The 26,168-nt window shown below is 32.2% G+C and carries 24 protein-coding genes; 9 read left to right on the top strand and 15 right to left on the bottom strand.

The annotated features are described in order from the left end of the window. Positions 1-4: 4 nt before the first annotated feature. From U0D62_RS13690 to U0D62_RS13675, 4 genes are all read right to left on the bottom strand, one after another. Positions 5-742 (bottom strand): isoprenyl transferase, encoded by a 738-nt coding sequence (locus U0D62_RS13690; protein ID WP_322287869.1) that lies wholly within the window; start codon positions 740-742, stop codon positions 5-7. 3 nt (positions 743-745) lie between these two features. Then, positions 746-1,423, bottom strand: a complete 678-nt coding sequence (gene porG / locus U0D62_RS13685; RefSeq protein WP_322287868.1) for a type IX secretion system protein PorG — start codon at positions 1,421-1,423, stop codon at positions 746-748. Between the two features lie 100 nt (positions 1,424-1,523). Beyond that, positions 1,524-2,408 (bottom strand): NAD kinase, encoded by an 885-nt coding sequence (locus U0D62_RS13680; RefSeq protein ID WP_322287867.1) that lies wholly within the window; start codon positions 2,406-2,408, stop codon positions 1,524-1,526. Between the two features lie 38 nt (positions 2,409-2,446). Next, positions 2,447-3,103, bottom strand: coding sequence for a CBS domain-containing protein (locus U0D62_RS13675; RefSeq protein ID WP_322287866.1), 657 nt, complete (start codon positions 3,101-3,103; stop codon positions 2,447-2,449). A 100-nt stretch (positions 3,104-3,203) separates the two neighbouring features. Between U0D62_RS13675 and U0D62_RS13670 the strand changes: the two genes are divergently transcribed. From U0D62_RS13670 to clpX, 8 genes are all read left to right on the top strand, one after another. Beyond that, the gene (locus U0D62_RS13670; RefSeq protein ID WP_322287865.1) at positions 3,204-3,917 is read left to right on the top strand and encodes a pyridoxine 5'-phosphate synthase; all 714 of its coding nucleotides are present in this window, start codon (positions 3,204-3,206) and stop codon (positions 3,915-3,917) included. A gap of 9 nt (positions 3,918-3,926) precedes the next feature. Further along, positions 3,927-4,694, top strand: coding sequence for an alpha/beta fold hydrolase (locus U0D62_RS13665; RefSeq protein ID WP_322287864.1), 768 nt, complete (start codon positions 3,927-3,929; stop codon positions 4,692-4,694). A 121-nt stretch (positions 4,695-4,815) separates the two neighbouring features. Next, entirely contained in the window at positions 4,816-6,069 is a 1,254-nt protein-coding gene (locus U0D62_RS13660; RefSeq protein WP_322287863.1) for an OmpP1/FadL family transporter, read from the top strand. Between the two features lie 8 nt (positions 6,070-6,077). Then, positions 6,078-7,646: a G-D-S-L family lipolytic protein gene (locus U0D62_RS13655; RefSeq protein WP_416135539.1), complete on the top strand. Its 1,569-nt coding sequence runs from the start codon at positions 6,078-6,080 to the stop codon at positions 7,644-7,646. 106 nt (positions 7,647-7,752) lie between these two features. After that, complete coding sequence (locus tag U0D62_RS13650; protein WP_322287862.1) at positions 7,753-8,100, top strand: phage holin family protein; 348 nt, start codon at positions 7,753-7,755, stop codon at positions 8,098-8,100. An 85-nt stretch (positions 8,101-8,185) separates the two neighbouring features. Further along, positions 8,186-9,508 (top strand): trigger factor, encoded by a 1,323-nt coding sequence (gene tig / locus U0D62_RS13645; RefSeq protein WP_322287861.1) that lies wholly within the window; start codon positions 8,186-8,188, stop codon positions 9,506-9,508. A gap of 102 nt (positions 9,509-9,610) precedes the next feature. Then, positions 9,611-10,285 carry an ATP-dependent Clp endopeptidase proteolytic subunit ClpP gene (gene clpP, locus U0D62_RS13640; RefSeq protein WP_322287860.1) on the top strand — a complete coding sequence of 225 codons (675 nt, stop codon included), beginning with the start codon at positions 9,611-9,613 and terminating at the stop codon, positions 10,283-10,285. Positions 10,286-10,383: 98 nt separating this feature from the next. Next, a complete protein-coding gene (clpX, locus tag U0D62_RS13635; protein WP_322287859.1) occupies positions 10,384-11,616 on the top strand; it encodes an ATP-dependent Clp protease ATP-binding subunit ClpX in 1,233 nt (410 codons plus the stop codon). A 142-nt stretch (positions 11,617-11,758) separates the two neighbouring features. Here clpX and U0D62_RS13630 read toward each other — a convergent pair whose 3' ends face one another. Beyond that, positions 11,759-12,100: a hypothetical protein gene (locus tag U0D62_RS13630; RefSeq protein ID WP_322287858.1), complete on the bottom strand. Its 342-nt coding sequence runs from the start codon at positions 12,098-12,100 to the stop codon at positions 11,759-11,761. 243 nt (positions 12,101-12,343) lie between these two features. Further along, entirely contained in the window at positions 12,344-13,888 is a 1,545-nt protein-coding gene (locus U0D62_RS13625) for a GH3 auxin-responsive promoter family protein (RefSeq protein WP_322287857.1), read from the bottom strand. 117 nt (positions 13,889-14,005) lie between these two features. On the opposite strand from U0D62_RS13625, the gene U0D62_RS13620 reads away from it, so the two are divergent. Next, positions 14,006-14,800, top strand: coding sequence for a DUF2797 domain-containing protein (locus U0D62_RS13620; protein ID WP_322287856.1), 795 nt, complete (start codon positions 14,006-14,008; stop codon positions 14,798-14,800). Between the two features lie 19 nt (positions 14,801-14,819). On the opposite strand, the gene U0D62_RS13615 is transcribed toward U0D62_RS13620, so the two are convergent. The 9 genes from U0D62_RS13615 to U0D62_RS13575 form a co-directional block, all read right to left on the bottom strand. Then, positions 14,820-16,283, bottom strand: coding sequence for a pyridoxal phosphate-dependent decarboxylase family protein (locus U0D62_RS13615; RefSeq protein ID WP_322287855.1), 1,464 nt, complete (start codon positions 16,281-16,283; stop codon positions 14,820-14,822). 107 nt (positions 16,284-16,390) lie between these two features. Then, positions 16,391-17,023 carry a LysE family transporter gene (locus U0D62_RS13610; protein WP_322287854.1) on the bottom strand — a complete coding sequence of 211 codons (633 nt, stop codon included), beginning with the start codon at positions 17,021-17,023 and terminating at the stop codon, positions 16,391-16,393. Between the two features lie 152 nt (positions 17,024-17,175). Next, on the bottom strand, positions 17,176-17,577 hold the full coding sequence (locus U0D62_RS13605) for a hypothetical protein (protein ID WP_322287853.1): 402 nt from the start codon (positions 17,575-17,577) through the stop codon (positions 17,176-17,178). A gap of 116 nt (positions 17,578-17,693) precedes the next feature. Next, positions 17,694-18,971: a hypothetical protein gene (locus U0D62_RS13600; RefSeq protein ID WP_322287852.1), complete on the bottom strand. Its 1,278-nt coding sequence runs from the start codon at positions 18,969-18,971 to the stop codon at positions 17,694-17,696. 520 nt (positions 18,972-19,491) lie between these two features. Beyond that, positions 19,492-19,929: a hypothetical protein gene (locus U0D62_RS13595; RefSeq protein ID WP_322287851.1), complete on the bottom strand. Its 438-nt coding sequence runs from the start codon at positions 19,927-19,929 to the stop codon at positions 19,492-19,494. A 35-nt stretch (positions 19,930-19,964) separates the two neighbouring features. Further along, on the bottom strand, positions 19,965-21,218 hold the full coding sequence (locus tag U0D62_RS13590) for a hypothetical protein (protein ID WP_322287850.1): 1,254 nt from the start codon (positions 21,216-21,218) through the stop codon (positions 19,965-19,967). Positions 21,219-21,460: 242 nt separating this feature from the next. Then, a complete protein-coding gene (locus U0D62_RS13585; protein ID WP_322287849.1) occupies positions 21,461-21,898 on the bottom strand; it encodes a hypothetical protein in 438 nt (145 codons plus the stop codon). A 33-nt stretch (positions 21,899-21,931) separates the two neighbouring features. Beyond that, the gene (locus U0D62_RS13580) at positions 21,932-23,203 is read right to left on the bottom strand and encodes a hypothetical protein (RefSeq protein ID WP_322287848.1); all 1,272 of its coding nucleotides are present in this window, start codon (positions 23,201-23,203) and stop codon (positions 21,932-21,934) included. A gap of 290 nt (positions 23,204-23,493) precedes the next feature. After that, complete coding sequence (locus U0D62_RS13575; RefSeq protein ID WP_322287847.1) at positions 23,494-26,133, bottom strand: AsmA-like C-terminal region-containing protein; 2,640 nt, start codon at positions 26,131-26,133, stop codon at positions 23,494-23,496. Positions 26,134-26,168: the final 35 nt, after the last annotated feature.

Below are 26,168 nucleotides of genomic sequence, written 5' to 3'. Positions count from 1 at the left end.
TTTTTTAACTAAGCTGCTCACTAGTTTTTCCAAATCTTCTCTCTCTTTGTTGATAATTGTATATGGCTTCAATTAAATCGGGTTTTTTAAAATCAGGCCATAGTATCTCTGTAAAATATAATTCTGCATACGCTATCTGCCATAATAGAAAATTACTGATACGTTGTTCCCCGCTTGTGCGTATCAATAGGTCTACATCTGGCAAATTATTGGTATACAAATGCTCATTAATGACTGCTTCATTTATAAGATGTGGCGAAATTACACTATTTTTAACTTTAATACTTATTTCTTGTATAGTTTTTATAAGCTCTTCGCGACTGCCATAACTAAGCGCAAGCGTTAATACCATATGGTCATTACCCTTAGTTTTTTCAATTACTTCAAGAAGTTCTTTTCTGGCTTTTTCTGGTAAGGAGTCTAAATTTCCTATGGCATTAAGGCGAATATTATTTTTTTGAAGTGTCTTGATTTCTCTTTTTAATGAGCTTACAAGTAATTTCATTAAAGTTTCTACTTCAAGTTTTGGTCTGTTCCAGTTTTCAGTAGAAAAAGCATAGAGTGTAAGATATTTTACTCCAATCTCTGCAGATCCCTCCACAGCTTCTTTTACTGCTTTGGTTCCATTTTCATGACCAACTGCCCTAAATAAACCCTTCTTTTTTGCCCATCGGCCATTACCGTCCATTATAATGGCGACATGATCCGGAATATTAGAATTAAGTTGTTCTTTATCAATCATTTTTTAGAAAGCACAATAGCAAGGTATTCTACCCCAGGTAAAGGATAGAGTTATGCCGGTAAATACATACCAGTCATTATTATTTATATTACCGAACTCTTGACCAAAACTACTATCAGGACTGCTACCATCAAGGTTGTCCGTAAATGTATATCTGGCTCCAATTTCGGCTCCAAGTACTAAGTCACGTCCAAGTGACTTTTTTATTCCAATGACCATAGGAATAGCAAAACTCCATTGGTCTTTGTATGCTGTAATCTGATCATTAGCATCAAGGGCTAATGCTCCGTAGCTAAAGGTAGTGATTCCTGTGTATAAATAGGGTGTAAACTGTGGTTCATAATCATATAAATACCAATCCCAAAAGTTATACTCCATACCTATGGAAAATTCTTTTACCGAGTTTTTAAAATCAAAACCTCTTTGTTTTCTTCTTTCATCTCCTTTTGAATCATCTGCATTGAGCTCTGCATATAAAAATGAAGCCCTGAATGCATGTCTTTTACTTCGATTCCATTTGGCAATAGCTCCAAAGGCAATATCATTGGGTGCTATATAATAGGTAGATCCTACGTCTCCTACATAATTAGAACCACCAGCCATCAGTCCCACTTCATAGGTTTGTGAAGTGATTGGCATAATAAAAAATAGAACAAATACGAATGATGCTAAGTATCTCATAGATTTTCAAAAGTTTGCAAATATAACAATTAACTTTAGTACACAAGAATTTGAGTAAAATAGTATGAGTTTAAAAACACTTTTTAGCAGATTTTATTGTTTAATTACGTTTATCTTCTCCCCAAAGCATCTTTTTACGTAGCGTTTTAAGGAAACTATCGTCTTGAAGGACTACCATGTTAATTTTAAAAGATGCCTTCTTAATAATTATTGTGGTTTCATTAGGTAATGTGTGAATTCTGGAGTCTAAAGATACAAGATAAGTATCTTCTCTTCCCGAAACTTGTAATTTTATTTCTTGATTATCTGGAACAACTAAAGGTCGAGCATTGAGATTGTGAGGAGCAATAGGGGTTAGGACCATGCTTTCAGCCTCAGGAATCATTACCGGTCCTCCGCAACTTAAGGAGTATCCTGTAGAACCAGTAGGAGTACATACAATCAGACCATCTGCCCAATAAGAATTTAAAAATTCGTTATTAAGACTTGTGTGAACCGTGATCATAGAAGTTGTATTTCTTCGGCTTACAGCAATTTCATTCATCGCAAAATTTAAAACTCCAAACTCTTCTGAAGGAGGAGAAGTTTCTATGGTAACAAGACTTCTAGATGAAAGATAGAACTTCTTGCTAAGTATAAGATCTATACTCTCTTGTATTTCTTCCTTTTGGATTGTAGCTAAAAAACCAAGTCTTCCAGTGTTGATTCCGGCAATTGGGATTCCTAAATCTCTGACATAAGTAATGGTTTTTAAAATAGTTCCATCACCTCCAATACTAAAAAAAAGGTCATATGAATCATCAAGCTCTTCAAAAGTGCTGAAATGTGAATAGGTTTTATCTATATCATCATGAAGATTTATTAATTCTAAGAAGTTTTTCTCAATGACTACCTCTACATTATTCTTGTCCAAAGTTTCTAGTAATTGCTGAATATAAATACCAGAATTTTTATGGTAAAACTGACCGTATATACCGATCTTCATTATGATTTGATTTGTGTTCATTGATTAAATAATACCTTTTATATATTTAGGTATTTTTCTAAATATTTAGATCTTTCTTTTAAGTTTGTTAAAAATGTATCCTCACTATGTTTAGAAACAATATTATAGCTGTATCTTCTAAATGTCTGTACAATATTGTTTAAATCACTATCATTTATTTTAATAGTAATTTGTACAACATCGTTTTCTAACTTGTTAATAAATAAACCAAGGACCTTAGCGTTATTGGATTCTATGATTTGAGATATCTCACTAAAAGAATAATCCAAAACTCCTTTTTCAACGATAAGAATATTTCCTGGTTCGCTTAAGAAAGGTGTTTCGTTAAACATATTTATAATATCCCGCAACTCAAAATATCCGATGTAATTATTGTCATCGTCCAGAATAGGCATGATATTAGTATTGTTTTGAGCAAAAGATTCAAGAATATCAAGCCAATTGTTGTCTTTGCGTACAAAAAAACCTTCAAGCGCATATTGATAAGAATCTAATGTTTTTTCTGTTTCAAAACATCGGATATCAGCTTCTGAGACACATCCAACATAAATTTTTTCTTTAATAACTGGAAAATGCGTATAGGTGAGCTCATTAAACAATAGCTGCGCATCTACTACTTTAGAAGTAATAGTGAGAGGCTCTATTTCATTAACAATGTATAAGTTCGTTTTCATATTTAGGGGTGCTATATTAATGCAAAATAATCAAAAAATATACAATCAAGGCGTTATCAAGTTTGTATTTTTGTTTTTTTAGATAAAGACATCAAAAACTATGACAAAATTAAGTGTTAACATAAATAAAATAGCTACACTTCGTAATTCTAGAGGAGGAAACACTCCTAATTTACTTCAGGTGGCATCAGATATCGAGAGTTTTGGAGGAGAAGGAATTACGATACATCCAAGACCGGATGAAAGGCATATCAGATATCAAGATGCTTATGATTTAAAGCCAATTGTAACAACAGAATATAATATTGAAGGTAATCCAATCCCTAAATTCGTGGATTTGGTTTTAGAAATAAAACCTACACAAGTAACCTTGGTTCCTGATGCAGAAGATGCAATTACTAGTAATGCAGGATGGGATACAAAGACGCATAGAGATTTTCTGAAAGAAGTAATCTCTGAATTTAAACGTAATAATATCAGAACGTCAATATTTGTAGATCCAGTTACCGAAATAATTGAAGGCGCTGTAGAAACTGGAGCAGATAGAATAGAGTTATATACAGAAGAATATGCAACTCAATACTCCTTAGGGAATAAGGATGCTGTGCAGCCTTATACCACTTGTGCTCAGTTGGCAACAAATCTTGGACTGGGAGTTAATGCTGGCCATGACTTGTCATTAGATAATATTAAATTTTTTAAAGAAAATATACCTGGTTTGCTCGAAGTATCAATTGGTCATGCGTTAATTAGTGAGTCTATATATATGGGATTAGAGAATGTTGTTAATATGTACTTACATCGACTTAAATAATTTGAATTTATGAAGTTATATGCTAATGTTTTTGGAGAAGGAAGACCAATGGTTATTCTCCATGGATTTTTAGGTATGGGTGATAATTGGAAAACTCTGGGTAAGAAAATTGCTGAGCAAGGTTTTCAAGTGCACTTGGTAGATCAACGCAACCACGGAAGGAGTTTTCACGATGATTCATTTAGTTATGATATAATGTCCGAAGACCTGAAAATATATTGCGATGATAATAATTTGAGTGATATATTTCTAATAGGTCATTCTATGGGAGGGAAGATAGCTATGCTTTTTGCCGTAAAATACCCGGATTTATTAAAGAAGTTAATAATTGCTGATATAGGACCTAAGTATTATCCTTTACATCATCAGGATATTCTGGATGGGTTGAGTGCTTTGGATTTTGAGGTTTTAAAGTCGAGAGGAGAGGTAGATAAAGAACTTGCGTTATATGTGCCTGATGTAGGAGTAAGAATGTTTTTGCTCAAAAATTTATATTGGAAAGAAAAAGGAAAACTTGGATTGAGAATAAACCTGGAAGCATTGATTAACAATGCTTCAGAAATTGGAGTTGAGCTTGATGAAAATATGGTATATCAAGGCGACACCATTTTCTTAAAAGGAGAAAAATCTAACTATATTCTTGAAGAAGATGAAGTTAGAATAAAAAAACAATTTCCGGATGCTTTGGTCCGGGAAATTTCTTCTGCAGGACATTGGTTGCACGCTGAAAATCCAAGAGATTTTTTGAAAGAAGTGTTAGAATTTGTCAAAAAATAATTAAAAAATGCTATGTATGCATAATATTTTGATGATTTCGTTGTATAATTGGTATTTTCCATTATTTTTGGACATTCATTTTTTAAAATTCTTAAAAAAACAAAAACAATTTTATTTAATTATGAGAAAACTTTTATTATTAGTTCTGTTTGTCTCAGCTACTATGGCTTCTTATGCAGGAGGATATAGGGTTAGTGTACAAGGTCAGAGAGCTGTAGCTATGGGACATACTGGTGTAGCAGTAGTGAATAGCGCAGAACTTGTGTTTTTTAACCCTGCTGGTCTAGTATATCTTGAGAACAAATTGAATGTAAGTGCTGGTGTGAGTGGTATATTTACAGATGTAATATATCAAAGTGAAGAATTTGGACTTGCCTCTGAGACTGATAGCTCAGTGGGAACTCCTTTGAATCTGTATGGTTCTTATAAAGTTAATGATTGGATGGCGGTTGGATTAGGTGTGTATACACCGTATGGTAGTGAAGTTACATGGCCAACTGATTGGCCAGGATCTCATTTGGTAAATAATATTGATTTGGCTGCGATTTATGTACAGCCTGTAGTGTCTTTTAAACTTTCTGATCATTTTAGTATTGGTGGTGGGCCAATTTATGTTACAGGATCTGTAAACTTTAATCGTAATGCAAGTAGAACTTTACAGGATATAGATGGTAATCGCTCAAATATTACGGTTGATGATTCTGGAGTTACTAATTGGGGATGGAGTGTTGGAGCTATGTTTAGTCCTTCAGAGAAATTCAGATTAGGTTTTAATTATCGTAGTGAAATTATTATGGAAGTTGAAGGTGGTGAAGCTACTTTTAGTAATTTTCCTAACTCTCCTGCAACTCCAGCTAATGGAACAACTACTTTTGATGCAGAGTTACCATTGCCAGCAGAGTTAACAGTTGGTCTTTCTTATAAATTTCATGATAAGTGGTTATTTGCATTTGACTACAACAGACAATATTGGAGTGTATACGAATCATTAGATATTCGATTTGGTAATGGATCAACTTCTATTAACCCTCGTAATTATAAAGACTCATCAGTATACCGTTTTGGATTAGAGTATCAGGCTACTAATAAAATTACACTTAGAGCAGGATATTATAGAGATGAATCTCCGGTTCAATCAGGTTTCTTTGCACCAGAAACACCACGTAATGATTCTGATGGATATACAGGAGGTTTCAGTTTTGCTGTTACACCTAAGTTGTCAATTGATGCTTCTTTCTTTTACCTAAGGTTTGAAGAAGTTGATGAGTCTTATGACTTTTCTACAGATGCAGTAACTGGAGCTGTAACTTCTTTTGGAGGAACATATAAATCAAGCGCATTTGCGCCAGGACTTGGTTTAACTTATAAATTGTAATTAAGATCATGATAAAAAATATAAAATATTTAGCAGTTCTGGCATTGGGATTAGTAGCATGTGAACCAGAATTTGATAACCCGATTGATGAGTCTGGTATTTATACCAGTGGTGAAGCAGATTTTAGTAATTATGTGGCTTTAGGAAATTCTCTTACAGCTGGTTTTGCTGATGGAGCATTATATATAACAGGTCAGGAAAATTCATATCCTAATATATTATCACAGCAATTTGCATTAGCAGGAGGTGGAGAATTTACTCAGCCGTTAATGGCAGATAATGCAGGAGGAGCATTATTGGGTGGTACACAAATCTTAGATAACAGATTTGTTTTGGCTTTTGATGCGCAAGGTAATGCAGCGCCAGCAATATATACTGGTGCAGCTCCAACTACTGAAATATCTAATAGTTTAGGTAGTTCTTTTAATAATATGGGTGTTCCTGGAGCAAAAAGTTTTCATTTAACGGCTCCTGGCTATGGTAACATTGCTGGTATAGCAACAGGGCAAGCTAATCCTTATTTTGCAAGATTTGCTTCTGCTGCAGATGCAACTGTTATAGGTGATGCTGTAGCACAAGACCCTACATTCTTTAGCTTATGGATAGGGAATAATGATATTCTTAGTTATGCAACTTCAGGTGGAGTAGGTGAAGATCATAATGTAACGGGTAATGTTGATCCTACAACATATGGAGGTAATGATATTACTAATAATAACGTATTTGCTTCAGTATATAGTACTATGATAGCTGGACTTACAGCGAATGGAGCTAAAGGAGTAGTGTTAAATTTACCTGATGTTACTTCTATACCTTTCTTTACGACTGTACCAAATAATGCATTAGTATTAGATGCCGCCACGGCAGGAAGTTTGACAGGTTTTTTTCAAGCAGTAACGGGTATTGTAACAGCACAATTAGCTGGAGCAGGAGTTCCTTTAGCGCAAGCGCAACAAATAGCTTCTCAATACCTTATCCAATTTAATGAAGGTGCTAACTTGTTTTTGTTGAAAACCGAAGTTACGACTACAAATCCTCTTGGGTTTAGACAAATGACAGCGGATGAGTTGTTGTTGCTTACTATAGATAGTGGTGCGTTAGCACAAGGATATGGTTCGGTTGTATTAACTCCAGAAGTACTGCAGATATTAGGAATTCTTCAGGCAGGAGGAACACCAACACCGGAGCAAGGAGCTGCAGTAATAAATGCAATCAGTGCAATTGAAGATGGTGATGTGTTAGATTCAGATGAATTAGCTGCTATTGCAACTGCTAGATCAGCTTATAACGCTACAGTTAGAGGTTTAGCTACGGCAAACGGATTAGCATTTTATGATGCGGCTCGTGACTTAGCAACAGTTGCAAATGGAGGTATTGCTTTTGATGGAGGTATTGTTACTTCTGATTTTGTTACTGGTGGTGGTTTCTCATTAGATGGTGTTCATCCTACGCCAAGAGGTCATGCTATCATAACTAACGGAATTTTAAAACAGATAGAATCTACATACGGAGCAAATTTACCAGTGGTAAACCCTGGTGATTATGGAACGATCACATTAGATAATGATGTGAATTAAGATTTTCTGAACAAGAATATAGAGAAGCCTGCTAACTTAAGTTAGCAGGTTTTTTTGTTGAAGTCTTTTTTATTATATTAATAATCGAAAATATTAAAAAAATACCATGAAGTTTATTTTAAAAATGATTCTTAGTGCCGTTGCAGTACTTGTTTTGGCAGAAATACTACCAGGAGTAGGTGTTGATAGCTATGTAAGTGCATTAATAGTGGCATTTGTTTTAGCCATCCTTAATGCTGTTGTAAAACCAATATTAGTTATATTGACTTTGCCCGTTACAGTGGTCACATTGGGATTATTTTTGTTAGTAATTAATGCAGCAATTATTCTATTAGCAGATTATTTTATTTCTGGTTTTAGTGTCAGTGGTTGGTTATGGGCACTGATATTTAGTGTTTTGTTGTCTGTATTTCAATCGATACTATACTCTATTTTAAAGAAAGATAAAAAATAACTGTTTTTCAGGAAGTTAAAACTTTGTCGGGTTGCAAAAAAGTTATACTTTTGCAACCCGATTTTTAGTACAAAAAGTAGAGATAATGAACATTTCAAAAGAGCAACTAGACGACTTAAATGCTGTAGTAACTGTAGATATAGCAAAAGCAGATTATAGTGATAAAGTGGAGAAAATCCTGAAAGATTATCGTAAAAATGCTAATATACCAGGTTTTAGAAAAGGTCACGTGCCTATGGGACTGGTTAAAAAACAGTATGGAAAAGCAGTTTTAGTAGATGAGGTAAATAAGTTATTACAGGATGCATTAAATAAATATCTTACAGAAGAAAAGTTGGATGTTTTAGGCAATCCTTTACCAAAAGAAAAAGAAAGTTTTGACTGGGATGCAGATGATTATTCTTTTGAATTTGAATTAGGATTAGCTCCAAAATTTGAAGTAAAACTGAGTGGTAAAAAAACAGTTACTCACTATAAAATTGTTGCTACTGATGAAATGATTGATAATCAGATCAAAACTATCCAGAAGCAATATGGTAAGCTGGTATCAAAAGATGCAGTAGAAAAAGAAGATTTGGTAGCAGGTACTTTTACAAATGAAGAAAAAGAGATAGATAATCAAACTACAGTTTCTTTGGATAAGATAAAAGGAAAAAGAAACCTGGATAAATTTATTGGTTCTAAAGTAGGAGATGTAATCAAACTAAAAACAAAAGGTTTATTTAGTGATGATAACGATCTAATAAGTGCTTTAAAAATTAGTCAAGACGATGCTAACGATTTAGATGTAGAAGTAACGTTTACTGTTACTGAGATAAATCAGCAGGAATTGGCAGATATGGATCAAGATTTATTTGATAAACTATATGGTCCAGGAACTATTAAATCTGTAACAGAACTTAAAGAGAAGATTAAGCAGGATGCAGAAAAGCAATTTGAGCAACAAGCTGATCAGCAACTATTGAATGATGTTACTGAAAATGTTTTAGAGAACACCCAATTTGATCTTCCTGTAGAGTTTTTACAGAAATGGATAAGAACCACAGGAGAGCAACCGTTAAGTGAAGATGAAGCCAAAGATGAATATGAAAAAAGTGAAAAAGGTCTTCGTTATCAGTTAATAGAAGGTAAAATCATAAATGATAATAACCTTCAAGTTACTTTTGATGAATTAAAAGATTTTGCAAAAGAGCTTATAAAAGGTCAGATGGCTCAATTTGGTCAAATGTCTCCAGAAGATAAAGAACTTGAGGATATTGCTGCTAGAATATTATCTAATCAAGAAGAGGTGAAAAGAATTTCTGAGCAATTAATGAGCACAAAAATGTTGAACTTCTATAAGGAAAATGCTAAACTGAAAGTTAAAGAAGTAAGTTTTGATGAATTTGTAAAAGAAGTTTACAAATAAGTTGTAGTATAACTTATAAGGAATTTTATACTTATATTTAGGGCGTTAAACTATAATTTAGGTTAACGCCTTTTTTTTAAAATAAATTCAGTAAAAAAATATATGGACTACGGAAAAGAATTTGAAAAATACGCTACCCAGCATCACGGTATAAATAGCAACTATTATAATCAGATTATAAGTAGTATGTACCCGGTTGGATTGACTCCTAATATTATCGAAGAACGTCAGATGAATATTGCTATTTTTGATGTATTCTCTCGTTTAATGATGGACCGTATTATCTTTTTAGGTACCGGGATTAATGATCAGGTAGCTAATATTGTTCAAGCTCAATTGTTATTTCTGGATAGTGTTGATTCATCAAAAGATATTCAGATTTATATCAATTCTCCAGGAGGTAGCGTCTATGCAGGTTTAGGTATTTATGATACTATGCAATTTATAAAACCTGATGTAGCTACAATCTGTACAGGAATGGCTGCTTCTATGGGAGCCGTTTTATTATGTGCCGGAGAGAACGGAAAACGTTCTGCATTGCCACATAGTAGAGTGATGATTCATCAGCCGCTAGGAGGAGCTCAAGGACAGGCAAGTGATATAGAAATCACTGCTAGAGAAATTTTGATATTAAAAGAAGAATTATATAAAATCATTGCCAAGCATTCTGGACAAACTTATGAAAAGGTTTATGAAGATAGTGATAGAGACTATTGGATGAAAGCTGATAAAGCTCTTGAATATGGAATGATTGATGAAATTTTAACGAGAGAATGATGTAATGTTTAGGTTTTTGGATGAACTAAGTTTTATAATCTGAAACCTTTTGCTTATACTGTAGGCAAGAATTTATGAAATTGAACTAAATAGCTATTATGGCCAAAGAAGATTTAGAATGCTCATTTTGCGGCAGGAAGAAACCTGAGACGAATTTGCTTATTGCAGGGTTAGATGCTCATATTTGCGATCGATGTATCGTTCAGGCACACGGAATTGTAGTAGAAGAGGCAAGAGATGAAGAAACTGGCGAACTGAGCAGTGAATTAATGTTGCGTAAACCTAAGGCAATTAAAAAATTCCTAGACGAATATGTTATTGGACAGGAGTTTACCAAAAAAGTCATGTCAGTTGCCGTGTATAATCACTATAAACGATTATTACAACCACAATCAGATGATGATATTGAGATACAAAAGAGTAATATCATTATGGTTGGTCAAACAGGTACTGGTAAAACTTTGATTGCTAAAACAATTGCAAAGATGCTCAATGTTCCATTGGCCATTGTAGATGCTACTGTTCTTACAGAAGCCGGATATGTGGGAGAAGATGTAGAAAGTATCCTTACAAGGTTATTGCAAGCTGCAGATTATAATCTGGAAAAAGCACAAAGAGGAATCGTTTTTATAGATGAGATTGATAAAATTGCTCGTAAAAGTGATAATCCTAGTATTACAAGAGATGTTTCTGGAGAAGGAGTGCAGCAGGCTTTACTTAAACTATTAGAAGGTACTGTTGTTAATGTACCTCCTAAGGGTGGAAGAAAGCATCCTGATCAAAAATTTATCGAGGTAAATACTGAGAATATTTTATTTATAGCTGGTGGTGCATTTGATGGTATTGAAAAATCTATTCAAAAGCGATTAAATATGAAAGCGATTGGATATAGTGCTTCAAAACTCGAGGATGCTATAGAAAAAGATCATTTGCTACAGTATATAATCCCTAAAGATCTTAAAGATTTTGGATTGATTCCTGAGATTATAGGACGTCTTCCTGTACTTTCTTATATGAATCCACTTGATACTAATACTCTAAGAGCTATTTTAACCGAACCTAAAAATGCTATTATAAAGCAGTATAAGAAGCTTTTTGAAATGGATAGTATTGATTTTTCTATCACAGAAGGAGCTTTGGATTACATTGTAGAAAAAGCTGTAGAATATAAATTAGGTGCAAGAGGACTTCGTTCTTTATGTGAAGCTATTCTTACAGATGCGATGTATGAATTACCTGAGAGCGAAGAAAAAGATTTTAGGGTAACTAAAGACTATGCAGAGAAAAAACTAAATAAATCTACAATAAATAAGCTTAAGGCTGTTTCTTAAGAGTTGTAAATTAAAATTAGTTACAAATAAATAAAAGTGCTTTCTCAAAGAGGAAGCACTTTTATTTTATGTATAAAAAAAACCTTCATAAGTACTACTTATGAAGGTGAAATTTAATTGTTGGTTGTATTAGTTGGATTTCTTACTCTTCTTCAGAATAAAGGATCTGGTCTTTACTTTTAGAGATGATCTCTTCAGTACTCTTTATTGCCAGATTATTACTTTCTTTTAATTGTATATCGAATCCATTTTGGCTAATCAAAGCTTCATAAAAAGTTACTTTAGAAACTTCGCTATAACAAACTTTATCTACTAGAGGTGTATTTGCTGTTTCAGTAGCTATAAGAGAAATTATTGCTACATCTTTGTTTTCTGTAACAGTAGCTTTCTCAGAAGGTTTATTCGCATCAGTTGTTTTAGTTTCTTGTGCGTTAACAGCTACAACTGAGAATAAAAAAATAAAGCCTAATATTATATTTTTCATATTTTGGGACTTAGATATATTTATAACTATCTGGTTTCAAATTTAATATGAAAAAGCTTTGTTGAAAAGATATTTCTAAATTTTTAGATCAAGCGTTTTTTTTGTTCGATGAAATACTCAAATTCCGTACAAAATTAAAAATTCTTACGTAGTTTTGTTACGGTAATACCGTAACAAGTAATCGGTATTTTGAATGTTTTTAAGCTAAAAACGTCAAATTCATCTAATTACGTAATTAGAAAGCTACTGTTTCTGAGATGAAGACAAGAAATCTACTTTGTTAAGCTCTAGTAGTTCTTCAAGATAAATTCTGCTATTTGATAATCTTGGAATTTTGTGTTGACCTCCTAATTTATCATTCTTTTTAAGCCAATCATAAAAAAGGTGAGGTCTTGCTTCATTTATTTTAAGAATGTTAAGAGTGGTGTTGTTATATCTTTTAGCTTCATAATCACTATTTACATTTTGTAAATTTTGATCAAGTATGTGTGCAAATTCCTCTAGATTATTAGGATGTTTCTTAAATTCTATAACCCATTCGTGTGCACCTTTCTCTCTTCCTTCCATAAAAATGGGTGCCACCGTATAATCTACAATCTCACATTTAGTTTCTTTAGAGGTTTTTCTTAATGCTTCCTCGGCATTTTCAATAATCAATTCTTCTCCAAATACATTAATATGATGTTTTGTTCTTCCAGATATTTTTATGCGATATGGGTTAATAGAAGTAAATCGTATTGTGTCTCCTATTTTGTATCTCCATAGTCCAGCATTTGTTGTGATAATAACTGCATAGTTTTTTCCTAACTCTACCTCACTCAAAGGGATTACCTTCTCATCTTTGGTTTCATAAGTGTCCATAGGAATAAACTCATAAAAAATACCATAATCAAGCATCAATAAAAGTTCAGAAGAATCATTATTATCTTGTATTGCAAAGAAACCTTCTGAAGCATTATAGATTTCATAATACTTGAAAGAATCATTAGGTAAGATTTTCTTGTATTGATCTTTATAAGGTTCAAAACTCACTCCTCCGTGAAAGTATACTTCAAGGTTGTTCCAGATTTCAAAAAGATGCTCTTGTCCAGTAGTTTCTAATACTTGATTTAATAATACCAGCATCCAAGAAGGAACACCTGCCAGGCTAGTAACATTTTCAAGAACAGTTTCATTAACAATAGCTTTCATTTTAATTTCCCAATCGCTCATTAATGAAATTTCATTACTGGGAGTAGAGCTGTATTCTGCCCAAAAAGGCATATTGTCTATTATAATAGCTGACAGATCTCCAAAAGAAGTGCCATTCTCTTTATAAAGCTCTTTACTACCTCCTAAGCGAAGACTTTTACCTGTAAACAGTTTAGAACCTTCATTGTTGTTGAGGTACATGCACAGCAGGTCTTTTCCTGCAGCAAAATGACAATCCTCAAGAGATTCCTGACTTACAGGAATAAATTTACTCTTAGAACTTGTTGTACCACTAGATTTTGCAAACCACTTAATAGAAGTTGGCCAAAAAATATTATTTTCTCCTTGGCGACTTCGATCGATCATCGATTCATAATCTTCATAAGATCGTATTGGTACTCTTTCTGCAAAAGTTTTATAATTACTGATAGAAGCAAAATCATACCTTTGACCGAATTCGGTATTTTTAGCTGTTTCCAGTAGTACATGTAATAATTCTAACTGCACTTCATTGGGGTACTTAAGAAACAATTCGATTTGATGAAATCGTTTTTTTAAGAACCAGCTGGCAATAGAATTAACTAGAGGGATTGGCATTTTTTAATGTATCTTTATGCTGTAATTAATTAATGAAAGGTTGTACTTCACCGGAAACTAAAATAAGAAAAATAATTACATCCTATTTAAGGATTTAATTTATAATGTAACTTTTATATGCAATACGAGGGTGTTCTTACCAAAATGCAGACAGAAATAGGAGATCCTATTCAATACTACCTGGTTTTTGAATCAGATTTTATACATATGAATCAATTGTTAGACAAGACGTTATCTATTTCTTTTGAAAAATATCAATGTTTAGCCTGTGGCGAAAACAGAAAAATTTATAGACAAGGATATTGCTATGAAGATTTTTATAATAGACCAGAAGTAGGGGATTGGATTATGAGACCCGAATTAAGTACAGCTCATCTAGGAGTCGAAGATAGAGATCTTGAATTTGAAAAAAAAGTACAACTACAACCTCATATAGTATACCTAGCAAACTCTAGTAATATTAAAGTAGGAGTTACGCGTAAAACACAGGTTCCAACCAGGTGGATAGATCAAGGAGCTCATGAAGCTATAGAAATAGTAGAAGTTCCTAATCGTTATTTAGCGGGGATTACAGAAGTTGCTTTAAAAGAACATGTTGCTGATAAAACGAATTGGCGAAAAATGTTGAAAAATGAAATAGAAGATGAGGATTTAACTGCTTCAAGAGATAAAATTAAAAGTTTTATTCCTGAAGAAGTAAAAGAATATTTTATAGAAAATAATAAAGAAACTGAACTTAAGTTTCCTGTACTGCGGTATCCAGAAAAATTAAAAAGCCTGAACTTAGAAAAAACACCCGAATATACGGGCGTTTTAAAAGGTATCAAAGGACAGTATTTGATCTTTGAGGATAATACAGTCTTTAATGTTCGTAATAATGAAGGTTATGTGGTTAAGCTAGGAATTCAATAAAATCCTTTGAATTAACCAGTTACTTAGTAGTTTCTTTAGTAATTGCTAAAACTTCATTTTTTCCAAAAACAGTACATTTTTCGAGAGTATCTCTAATATCTTCGATTTTAGTTCGTGGGTTTATTAAGCACATCCTTAAAACTACCTGACCCTGCAATATTGTTGTTACTAATAATGCTTCTCTCGATGCTACTATTTTTTTGGAAATGTTTTGGTTAATACGATCCAATTGTTCTTCAGATAGATTTTGAGAGATGGGATTGAATCTAAAATTAATAATAGCCAGTGTTGCCGGAGAGGTAATCTCCCAATTTTTACTTTTCCTTAGGATAGCCTCAGTTTCTTCGGCTAGTTCAATATTGTATTGTATGGCTTTCTTGAAAGAGGATAACCCAAATGTTTTTAAAGACATATAAAATTTTAATGCTCTAAAACGACGAGTCAATTGAATCCCGTGATCATAAAAATTAATTTCAGATTCGTTACCTTCTATGTCTCTAAGGTATTCTGGTTTCTCACTAAAAGTATTGCTCAACCAATTATGATCTTTAACAAGCAAACACCCCATTTCATAGGGTTGGAAAAACCATTTATGTGGATCTACTGTTAATGAATCAGCTCTTTCTATACCTTTTAAAAATTGTTTTCCTTTATCGGCCAAAATAGAAGCCCCTCCATATGCACCATCTATATGAAACCATAAGTTTTCTTCTTCACAGATAGTCGCAATTTCATCTAGTGGATCTACTGTTCCTGTATTAGTAGTTCCTGCCGAAGCAATAAAACAAAATGGCTGTGCTCCTTCAAGACGATCTTTTGCGATAGCATTTTTTAATTTATTCAGTGATACTTTAAATTCCATATCAGTTGGAATGATACGAATCTGTTCTTTCTTAAATCCAATGACTTTTATTGCCTTGATGTTAGAAGAATGTGCCTGATCAGAAAGATAGATTATGGCCTTTGAAAAATCATCTTTGCATTTTATTCTTCTGGCAGTTACTAATGCGGTGAGATTAGCCATTGATCCTCCACTGGTAAAGATTCCTCCTCCTTTTTTAGTAGGAAACCCAAATATGTTTAATAACCAGTTCATGGTTATGATTTCTAACTCGGCTGCTCCTGGAGATGCAGCCCACCCTCCTGAGAATATATTGAACCCTGTTGCGATAGTATCTGCCATAGCACTTATATAGTTGCTAGGGCCAGGTACAAAAGAATAAGATTTGGGGTGAGATACAATGTTGCTATGAGGAATAACTTGATCCATTACAAAATCCAAAACCTCATTGGCAGGTGTTGGGTTATCAGGAATGTTTTCTGTAAGTAAAGAATCCATCTCTTCTCTAGATGCCAGTGCAACTGGTTTTTTATTGTTTTGAGTATCAAAATGATCTACAATAAGATCTATGATCTTATACCCATATTGTTGCATTTCTTCTTTAGATAACCTTAACTTGGTATTTAGGTCATTCTTGCTCATATGTATTGATTTGTTAAAACTGTTAACAAAATTAGCGGAATCAAGAAGAATTTACTTGTATAATTATTTAAAAAAATGGTATTCTAATTACAGAGTAATGTTATTTGTTATTCTGCTAAGAATTTAATGCCCTGAAAGATAGAAATAACTATAAGAGCTATTCCCATAATCTTAGAAAGCTTGGCTTTTGAATCTCCTTGTTTTTGCACCATTTTATTACCCCATTTACTATAAAGATATAAGGTAGCTATTTTTCCAAAATAAATACCAGAAAAGAAAAGGAAAAGTGCAGTTAATGGTGTTTGTGTAGTCAATTTAAATAAGTGTTCATTAGTAAGAGAAATGGCTATTATCCAATAGATAATTACTGGAGGATTTAAAAAAGCTAATGAAAAACCTGTTAGGAACTTAGATTTTCCTAAGTTTATTTTTGGCGGTTTCTTTTCTTTTGTTGTTTGCTTTTTTATTACTAGAAAGTATACTCCTATAAGTAAAAATATAACGATAAATACTACTTGAATCCATTGATTATTATCAAAGAAATGAGAGAGTTCCATACTACAGTGTAAAGCAAAAAGCGCTAAGAATACTTCTCCTACTCCTGCTGCAATAGCAATATATAATGCTTTTTTGGTACTTTCTTTAATGGTCGTATTGATGACTGCTATATTAACTGCTCCCAATGGAAGAGCACCTAGAATTGCCGAAAATATGCCTAATATTAAATATAATGCTATCATAGAGCTTTAGTAGTAATAATTTATTGAAGCTTACAGGGTAAAAACATCTAAGTCTAATAACTAATATACAATAAATACGGAAGCGGCTACCGCCGCTCCCTACCCTAAGTAAATAATACTCCTAGCACAATTTTAAATAAAAACTGTGTTCTTTAAAAATTTCCTTTTACACCGATTCTCATTTTTTTGATGATTTCTTCATAATAAAGAATCGTCCATATGATTTTTTCGGTATCTGCATAAGGAATTAGTTCTTCTATTGTTTCTTGAGTTATTGCTAATGTTTCTTGAGTTGACTCTACATTTTTTCTCAAAGTTTTTAAATGATCAGAATTTTCTTTAATTCCTACATCTTCCAATCGTACGCCTGGTTCATTTGTTAATGATAAGTAGGGGAGTACCGTCACAATTTCTCGTACTCGTGCAGCGTATAACTTTAATAGTTCTCCTTTTTTAAGACCTTCTAGATCATCAATAGTATGAAACTTGTTAACCTGGTCTTTTTGAATAAAAAAAATAGCTTCATCTCTCTTCTGAGCGAATGTGAGATTCATGATCATTAAAAAGATGAAGCTTATTATTAATTTGTGCATAGTATAAGGGGTGTTGGTAGATCTATAAATAGATTCAAAAATGATCCGTTGGGACAAAAAGAGGGATCAACTCTGTTTTATTGCATTACCATATATTTGTTTAAAGACTGTTTTAATTGAAATCTTGGCATAATAGTGCTAAGAGGGTCATTAAATAAGTCATCAACGCTTACAAAGCTTTTGGTAAACCTGTTGTATTTAAGAATATCTAGAACACCAGGACTAGGTTTGTAATTTACTTTTACTCCTTCTCCGTGGATGTTAAAAAAACTATTATCCATTTTAAATGCTTTTTCTATAAAAATCAAGGAAGTATATGATTTATCAAATTTCACAACATCAGAGAAACCTGAGATTTTGGTATTGTGAATATACATCATAGCAGAGTTTGAAGCTGAAATAGCCGAAGAAGTATAACTATAATTGCTTTTATCTGAAAGATTTACTAATGTAGAATTGGTAATAGTTATATCAGTAACAGCATCGGGTTTTATATATCCTAGTTCTTTGTTGTAGCCTTCAATTTCCATAGCATACGATCCTCTAGGACTGGTGATGTAAGGATGACGAATAGCTATTATATTATTTAAGTCTCCTTTAAAACCTTCAGATACTTGATAATCGTCATCTTCTGCTTTAAGAGAAATTAAATTTTTAATATCGTTTTTACCACCTTGTATATTATAAGAATCCTGCCCAGAATAGCTGATCATAATATTATCAATAATAGATGAGGTACCAATACCATATAAAGATAATCCATTGGATCCTTCTGCTCTTTTTGTTTTATTACCAGGAAACTCTATTCTAACATATCTTAAAATTGTTGTTTGTTCATTATAGTCGGTTCCTCCATATACAGAATATTGAGGATTGTAATCGCCTTTCATAATTCCATTACCAGATACAGTACTTACATTACCAGATCCGAGTATTGATATACCACCCCAATCTCCACTATTTCTTGATTTTGATGCTTTGTTTGAAGTAAATACTATTGGGTACGCCTCAGAACCAGCAGCAATTAGTTTAGAACCTTTAGTAACTATTAGGTTGGCTGGGTTTTCATGATCACATCTAATAATTGTTCCTTGTTGTATGGTCAAGGTCGCACCACTAGTAATATATACATCACCAGATAGGAGATATACAATATCATTTCTTAAAAAGGTGTTATCAGCAATTATATTGGGGAGTTTTTCTTCGGCTTCGGGATATGATGTTTTATTGGGCTCAAAATTTGTCCAACCTTTTACCCAACGGTGATCCGTTTCATCGAAATCTTGAGCATTTACAATAGATGTAGAAGAAAAGATTAATAGAAAAGTAGTTAATAAATAAATTACCGGTTTCATAGAAGTATTATTTTGGGGTTACTTAAATTAGGAAGAAAATTCCCTCTTCCGTTTTTCAGGATAACTAAGTTACTACACTTTTTGCAAAACCAATTACGTTTTTACCGTAAACTTTGTACGTTTGTCGATAAATTATTCCAATTTAGTATTTTTCTTGAAGTATTATTCCTACTTTTTTAACATTTAAAAAATTGAATACCAGTAATTTAGTACTTGTTTAAGGATATCGACGAAAGGATAAACAACGGGGAATATTCACCTCAATACAATTATAAAAAGCTTAAATACCCCTTGTTTTGGAACATAAATACTTAATAATAAGTTGATTGATTAATAAGTTTTAGTCATTTTGTGGAGAGGATAGAAGCGAAAATGGGAAATTATTTACTAGTAGATATAAATAAATGTTATATCATTTTAGAGATAAATAATGAACTTAAACGATGATATTGGTATTTTTATCCTGTTTTTGGTATTGAGAGTCCTTTAATCTTTCGTAGAATTTGGAGATGATATTTATTTAATTATTTCCGTTTATTCCTAAACGCATTTTTTTGATCATTTCTTCAAAATATAATATGGACCAAATGATCTTATTGGTATCAGAATAAGGGACTAACTCTTTTATTGTATTTTCTGTATATTCAAATGCTCTATCTGCAATTTCATTATTTTTTTCTACAACTTTAAGATTGTCTGAATCTTCTTTGATTCCAACATCAGATAAACTTGTACCTGGTTGGTTAGACAACGATAAATATGGTAGGACAATGAAAATTTCTCTAGTGCGTTCAATATATAGTTGTATCAAATCTCCTTTATTCAAGCTTTCCAGTTCATCAATTGTATGAAATTTATTGATGAGCTTATTATTTTCAAAGAATACTCCTTTTCTTCCGTTTTGAGCATAGGTGCTCAAGCTTATTATAATCAACGTGAGTGTAATTATTTTTTTCATTTAATTCGATTTGATGGTTTGTATTTATTGTGTGTTTATTGGATTACCATGTAATTATTGATAGGTTTTTTTAGCCTGAAATCTGGATTTCCTTTATCCAGAGGATCACTAAAAACTTCTTCTGGGCTTTGGAATGTCTTGGTAAACCTATTATACTTGAGTAGATTGTTAATATCGTCTTTTATTTTGTTTTGAGTGATAACACCACCTTTATGAACATTAAAAAAACTATTATCCATTTTAAATCCTTGTTCTATCATACGTAGAGTTGAAAAGGTTTTATCCAATTTGACAACATCAGAAAAACCAGAAATGTTAGAATCATTTATATATAATTCTGCTAAATTGTTTACTGATATAGCTGCTCTTGTATGGCTAAAATTACTTTGATCAGCCAAGGTGATGATCGTGGCTCCTGTAATATCAACACTTGTAAGGCTCGTAGTGTTTTCAAAACCTATTCTGTTGTGATAACCGTCAATTTCTATTGCATAAGAACCATTATTACTGGTGATATATGGATGGCGTATCGCTATTATATTGGTAAGTTCACCTTTGTATCCTTGCGTAAAATCAAAATCATCATCGTTGGATTTAAGAGAAACTAGATTTTTAGAAATGGTTGCTCCACCGTTCCATTCAAAAGAATCATCAGCAGAAAAACTTACCATAACATTTTCAATAATAGATTTTTTTCCTAAAGCATATAATGAAAGCCCATTTGATGATTTACCTGCATATTCTACTCTTACATATCTTAAAATGGTAGTTTCTTCATCTTCATTCTCACCACCATAAGAAGTGTATAATGGATCAAAATCACCTTTTATATTAGTTTCTTTATTTATGGTATTAGTATTGCCAGATCCAATAATAGTAATTCCTCCCCAATCTCCACTTTTTCTTGAATTTCGGGATTTATTAGAAGTAAATACAATTGGATATGCTTTACTGCCATTTGCGATCAGTTTAGCACCTCGGGATATAACAAGATTGGCTGGATGTTCAGTATCTGCTCTTAATATAGTACCTTCTTGTATAGTGAGTTTAGCATTATTAACTACATAAATATCTCCAGACATTAGATAAACGATATCATTTCTTAAATAAGTATCTTCAGATATAATCTTAGGTAAGATCTGATCATATTCAGGGTAATGCGTATTGTTTGGTTCAAAATTAGTCCAATCTCTAGTCCATTTCATATGGTTATCATAGAATTGACTTTGTGCAAAACCTGAAATGATAGTTACTAATAGTAAAGCGGTAATTAAATATTTCTTTTTCATAGCTCAATTTTTTTGATTCTAAGAATATTTTTGCTCACGGTTAGATGAGATAGGGTATTCAAAAACAAGCTTAATTAGATTAGAAAACACTAGTTATGTCGATTATTAGAATTCAAGATTACAGGAAAGACTAAGTATTAACATTTATTTTGCTATTTGTAGTTTCCAAGACCTATGTATATAAATAAAAAAATCAGCTCATATGAGCTGATTTTTTTATTCGATATGTTTTGAAATTCTATTTAGAAGTTACCGTTAGCTCCTATTCGAATTTTTTTGATAATTTCTTCAAAATATAAAATAGACCATATGATTTGCTCTGTATCTGCATATGGAATAAATTCTGATATTAAGTTACTTGTACTCTCAAAAGCATCGGTAGTTGTTTCATGATGCTTGCCTAAGATTTTTAAGTTATCTGAGTTTTCTTTGATTCCGATATCTCCGAGACTTACACCTGGTTCGTTGCTTAAAGCAAGGTAAGGTATAATAGTAATAATCTCATTTGCACGATCTGTATACAATTTAATAAGTTGTCCCTTTTTAAGATCTTCCAGTTCATCTATTGTATGAAACTTGGTAATTTGAGTTTGTTGATCAAAAAAGATATTTTTTTTTGATTGTGCAAAATTTGTACTTGCCATAAAAAGAGCAAATAATAAAAGAGTAATCGATTTCATTTATTAGGTTGATTGGTTAGTTTTATTCCAAATTTACTGCTTTACGGTGTAATTGCCAAGGGATTCTTTTAAAGAGAAACGGGGGTTTTCATCATTTAAAGGATCTTGAAATAACTCCTCTACATTTTTAAATTGAGTAGTAAACATATTGTACTTAAGGATTTTTTGAGCATCATCTTGAGATGCATATTTTACCTTTACAGCTGTACTATGAACATTAAAAATACTGTTTTCTAAAGAAAATGATTTTTCAAGATCTGCATAAGTTTGATAAGATTTGTCAAACTTAATAACATTAGCAAAGCCTGATATACGAGATTCGCCCATGCTTAATCTTGCTAAATACTTGGAAGAAATAGCCGCCGAAGTATGTTGGTAATTACTTCTGTCAGAAAGATTAATTAATGTAGCATTTCTAATTTTTACAAAAGACAATAATTCTGGGCTTGAAAAGCCTTGTTTTTTGTCATACCCATCTATCTCAATAGCATAAGAACCACTAATATCTGATATGTATGGATGTCTTACTGCCAAAATATTGAAGAGCTCTCCTTGATATCCTTGAGTAAGATCAAAGTCATCATCTTTTGCTTTATATGAAATTAGGTTTTTTAAATTGGCTAATCCTCCGTAACATTCATATGAATCATCTGCAGAGAAACTTACCATAATATTCTTGATAATAGAGTTTTTGCCTAAAGCATATAATGATAGCCCATTAAGTTCTTTGGACTGGTTGATTTTTTTTCCTGCATATTCGATACGTATATACGATAGTATAGCAGTCATTTCATTAGGCTTTGTTCCTCCATAGACAGAGTATTGAGGTAAAAAATTTCCTTCTAATACGCCAACTCCAGAAGGTGAACTTGTTTTTCCTGATCCTGCAATTACGATTCCTCCCCAATCTCCGGCTTTTCTGGATTTTGGTGCTTTGTCTGAGGTAAAGATAATAGGGTTTACTTTAGAACCTTTAGCAATAAGTTTGGCGCCTTTAGTTATTACTAAACTTGTTTCATTTTCAGAGTCACATCGAATGATCGTCCCTTCTTGAATTGTTAACGTAGCATTATTGGTAACATAAACATTACCTGACATTAAATATACAGCATCATTAGACAAATATGCGTCATTATCGATAATGGTGAGTAATTTTTCTTCTGGTTTAGGATAATCTTCATGATTAGGATCAAAATTTGTCCAACCTTTTGTCCATCTCATTTGATCCTGATTAAGCTCTTGTTGTGAGAAAGATATTAAGAAACTGAAAAGAAAAACGAATAAGGGTAGGGTTTTTGGTTTCATAACAATGGGGTTATTTGGTTTTTGGAGTAAAGTTATCATTGTAGGATTCCTACGTGATAATTAAAACTTTACTAAATAGTTAATTCGATTTTAATAAAATTATTGTATTACCCTTTCATTTTTTGTTAACATAAATTAACAAAAAGAAGAAATGACATACATTTTATAAAACATTATCTATTGATTAGTAATAATTTATATAAAACATTTCCAAATAAATAATCCCTTGTTTTTTTGAAGTTTTCTACCCTAATTTAGAAATAAATTTATGGTGAAGCTTTACCTTAATATTAATTTTTGGTTTTAGAACTATCTTTTTTCTTTTTCTTCTTTTTGAAAAACCCTCCTAATATATCTTTTGCAGTTTCTTTAAGCTGATCATCAGAATTTGTATTATCTGTTTTAGTAGAATCTTTACTTTTATTTGAACCTCCTAATAAATCTGTAATGGTTTTAGTTCCTTTTCCAATAATTTGCTCTTTTGCTTTTTCTTTTTGTTTACTAATGATTTGCTGTGTTAACTGAGATATAGCCTGATTTGTATTAAGACTTATTTTTGGATTAGTAAAGTTACCTGTAACTCCTACAGGAAGTGCAATTGTCATTGATTTTGCTTCTTGTTCATTAAGCTGCGACACTAACCCACTAATATCATTTCCTAAATACTTGGCAGGAACATCTAGTGAAACATTGTAATTCATATTAGAGTCAAAACCATGGCTGCCACTTGCTGTAATTTTTATATCATCAATAGTAAAATCAAAGGGCTTTACATTAATTTGCCCATCATCAAAGCTTAATTTAGTTTTTATATCCTTAAGATTTAGTTTGTCAAGATTTAAAAAATTAAGTTCGCCGTCAAGTTTAGATAATAATGGAGTCCCTTCGGCATTTACTTTAGCATTTAAAATTTCTGCCAGGGCATTTCCCTTTAAAGAGGTTAAAACTGGTGTCAGGTCATTTTTAAGGTCTCCATTAAGTTTTATTTGGGTAGTGAGTGCTCCTGTTAAAGCTTTAGCAATTGGAGCCAGACCTTTTATCAATTCCAGACTATTAAATGATTTAGCAATATTGACCTTACTTAAGTCTAAACTCATCGCAAAAGACGGTACTTCTGATTTAGTAGAAACATTACCATTAAAAGCTAATCCTCCATCAAAAATATTGGAGGTTACATTTTCTAGATAGGCGGTTTCATCTTTAATTTTTACACTTCCTTTGGTGTTTTTTAATTCTAAATTGTCGTAGATTACTTTTTTAGCATCAAAGTTAAGTGTGGCATTTAGAAAAGAAGGGATTTGAAGAGCTCCTTCTTCGTTTGCGACTTCTTTTTCTTCTTTTTCATCTGTATCGGATTCTGCTACCATAAAATCATTAACGGCAAAAACATTAGAATTTACATCAAACTCACCTTTAAGATCTTGTTTGGAAAATAAGAAGCCCATCAGGTTATGAATTGTTCCTTTAGCTTTAAGGTCTGATTTTCCGGTATTAGCATCCAGCGTATTAAGTGTTATGACGTCAGGATTAAAACTAACATCTGCATTAGAAATCTTAATTTCATTAGGTGTTTCTGGTGAAGAATAACTAAATCCAGAAATACTTGCATTTCCAGAGCTTTTTACATTTTGATACTGCTCTTTTTCTAGAGATTGCATATCAAAATGAGTTTTGATATCAGCTTTTACAATTCCATTAAGATCTTGTTCTAATTGTAGTGGATATGCCTGATCGAGGTTAGACAAATTAAGTGTTCCGTTAACGGCCATATCAACGATCATGTTTCCCGTAAGATTTAGTAAACTACCTTTGGCAGCAAAGGTGTCCTGATCAATTCTAAAAGTAAGATTACCGATCTTAACAAAAGTGTCATCAACTAAGCCGGTATCATTTTTAATTTGAGTATCGATAGTTATATTACTTACGCTTTTTGGTAAATCAGGATATTTGAAAGAAGCATTATTAGATAAAATCGTAATGTCCATTTTAGGAATGTAAGTATCATCCGCAGTTCCCTTAATCATACCTTGTATAGAAAAATCTCCCGAAGTCTCTACTCCGTCCAGGTTTTTTGCATAAGTTTCAGGAATCACAGCTAAGAAATTTTTAAAATCAGAACTAGGTGTTTTAAAACTTAAATCTACTTCTGTATGCTTTTCAAAAAGCTGAACAAAACCATTAAATTCCAATGGTAATTGATTAATTAACGCTTTGTTTTCCATAAAAGAATATTTTTGATTCTCAAGATCTAACTCAATTGCTGCGTCTAACTGTAATTTGTTTTTATTTAGGTATTTAGTGTCTCCTAATCCAAAAGAAGCTTCGGTATCAGAGTGTGTATTTAAAATTACCTTTTCGCCAGAAACCGCTCCATCACCTTTATGATTAAGATCTGTTAATTCTAGAATAGTACCGCTCTGATCATCTTTATATAGAATATTACTATGGTTAACCTCATAATGTTCTAAGGCAAAGGTAAAAGAACCGCTTTCTTCTTCTTTTGGAGTTGGTTCTGGTGTTTCACTTTGTTTTCTTGCAATATCAAAATTAGAATTACCTAATGAGTCCGTCTTAATTGCAATATGAGCTTCATCAATGATAAACTCTTTTACACTTATTGGTTCTGAAGCATCTTTAAATAATTCGTTTATCGACATATCCAATGCTATCTTTTTTGAATATACCAATGTGTCTCCCTCAAAAGGTTCATAATTAATAATAGATAACTCATCGATCTCTACAGATGCTTGAGGAAAACTTCTTAAAAGACTAATGTCAATATCAGCAAAATCTACCTTAGCATTCACATGCTCATTAATCATATAGCGAACCTTATCCTGAATGGTTCCTTTAAATAAAAAAGGTATTGAGATAATAGCAATTATAAACAATAGTAAAACTATACCGAGGATTTTGAGGGCTTTCTTCATGATAATTAGGGTTTTGTATCAAAGTAACGATTTAC

Origin of the sequence: Aquimarina callyspongiae (assembly GCF_034322225.1) — a bacterium.
Lineage (GTDB): Bacteria > Bacteroidota > Bacteroidia > Flavobacteriales > Flavobacteriaceae > Aquimarina.
Note: the sequence above shows the minus strand (reverse complement) of the source record. Positions and strands in the feature narration are given on the sequence as shown.

Coding starts and splice junctions, on each gene's coding strand:
- U0D62_RS13660 (WP_322287863.1), top strand. CDS start 4,816: ATGAGAAAACTTTTATTATTAGTTCTGTTTGTCTCAGCTACTATGGCT.
- U0D62_RS13690 (WP_322287869.1), bottom strand. CDS start 742: ATGATTGATAAAGAACAACTTAATTCTAATATTCCGGATCATGTCGCC.
- U0D62_RS13650 (WP_322287862.1), top strand. CDS start 7,753: ATGAAGTTTATTTTAAAAATGATTCTTAGTGCCGTTGCAGTACTTGTT.
- U0D62_RS13655 (WP_416135539.1), top strand. CDS start 6,078: ATGATAAAAAATATAAAATATTTAGCAGTTCTGGCATTGGGATTAGTA.
- U0D62_RS13680 (WP_322287867.1), bottom strand. CDS start 2,408: ATGAAGATCGGTATATACGGTCAGTTTTACCATAAAAATTCTGGTATT.
- clpP (WP_322287860.1), top strand. CDS start 9,611: ATGGACTACGGAAAAGAATTTGAAAAATACGCTACCCAGCATCACGGT.
- U0D62_RS13630 (WP_322287858.1), bottom strand. CDS start 12,100: ATGAAAAATATAATATTAGGCTTTATTTTTTTATTCTCAGTTGTAGCT.
- U0D62_RS13670 (WP_322287865.1), top strand. CDS start 3,204: ATGACAAAATTAAGTGTTAACATAAATAAAATAGCTACACTTCGTAAT.
- U0D62_RS13585 (WP_322287849.1), bottom strand. CDS start 21,898: ATGAAATCGATTACTCTTTTATTATTTGCTCTTTTTATGGCAAGTACA.
- U0D62_RS13665 (WP_322287864.1), top strand. CDS start 3,927: ATGAAGTTATATGCTAATGTTTTTGGAGAAGGAAGACCAATGGTTATT.
- U0D62_RS13625 (WP_322287857.1), bottom strand. CDS start 13,888: ATGCCAATCCCTCTAGTTAATTCTATTGCCAGCTGGTTCTTAAAAAAA.
- U0D62_RS13615 (WP_322287855.1), bottom strand. CDS start 16,283: ATGAGCAAGAATGACCTAAATACCAAGTTAAGGTTATCTAAAGAAGAA.
- U0D62_RS13590 (WP_322287850.1), bottom strand. CDS start 21,218: ATGAAAAAGAAATATTTAATTACCGCTTTACTATTAGTAACTATCATT.
- U0D62_RS13605 (WP_322287853.1), bottom strand. CDS start 17,577: ATGAATCTCACATTCGCTCAGAAGAGAGATGAAGCTATTTTTTTTATT.
- U0D62_RS13675 (WP_322287866.1), bottom strand. CDS start 3,103: ATGAAAACGAACTTATACATTGTTAATGAAATAGAGCCTCTCACTATT.
- U0D62_RS13620 (WP_322287856.1), top strand. CDS start 14,006: ATGCAATACGAGGGTGTTCTTACCAAAATGCAGACAGAAATAGGAGAT.
- U0D62_RS13595 (WP_322287851.1), bottom strand. CDS start 19,929: ATGAAAAAAATAATTACACTCACGTTGATTATAATAAGCTTGAGCACC.
- U0D62_RS13580 (WP_322287848.1), bottom strand. CDS start 23,203: ATGAAACCAAAAACCCTACCCTTATTCGTTTTTCTTTTCAGTTTCTTA.
- tig (WP_322287861.1), top strand. CDS start 8,186: ATGAACATTTCAAAAGAGCAACTAGACGACTTAAATGCTGTAGTAACT.
- clpX (WP_322287859.1), top strand. CDS start 10,384: ATGGCCAAAGAAGATTTAGAATGCTCATTTTGCGGCAGGAAGAAACCT.
- U0D62_RS13610 (WP_322287854.1), bottom strand. CDS start 17,023: ATGATAGCATTATATTTAATATTAGGCATATTTTCGGCAATTCTAGGT.
- U0D62_RS13600 (WP_322287852.1), bottom strand. CDS start 18,971: ATGAAACCGGTAATTTATTTATTAACTACTTTTCTATTAATCTTTTCT.
- porG (WP_322287868.1), bottom strand. CDS start 1,423: ATGAGATACTTAGCATCATTCGTATTTGTTCTATTTTTTATTATGCCA.
- U0D62_RS13575 (WP_322287847.1), bottom strand. CDS start 26,133: ATGAAGAAAGCCCTCAAAATCCTCGGTATAGTTTTACTATTGTTTATA.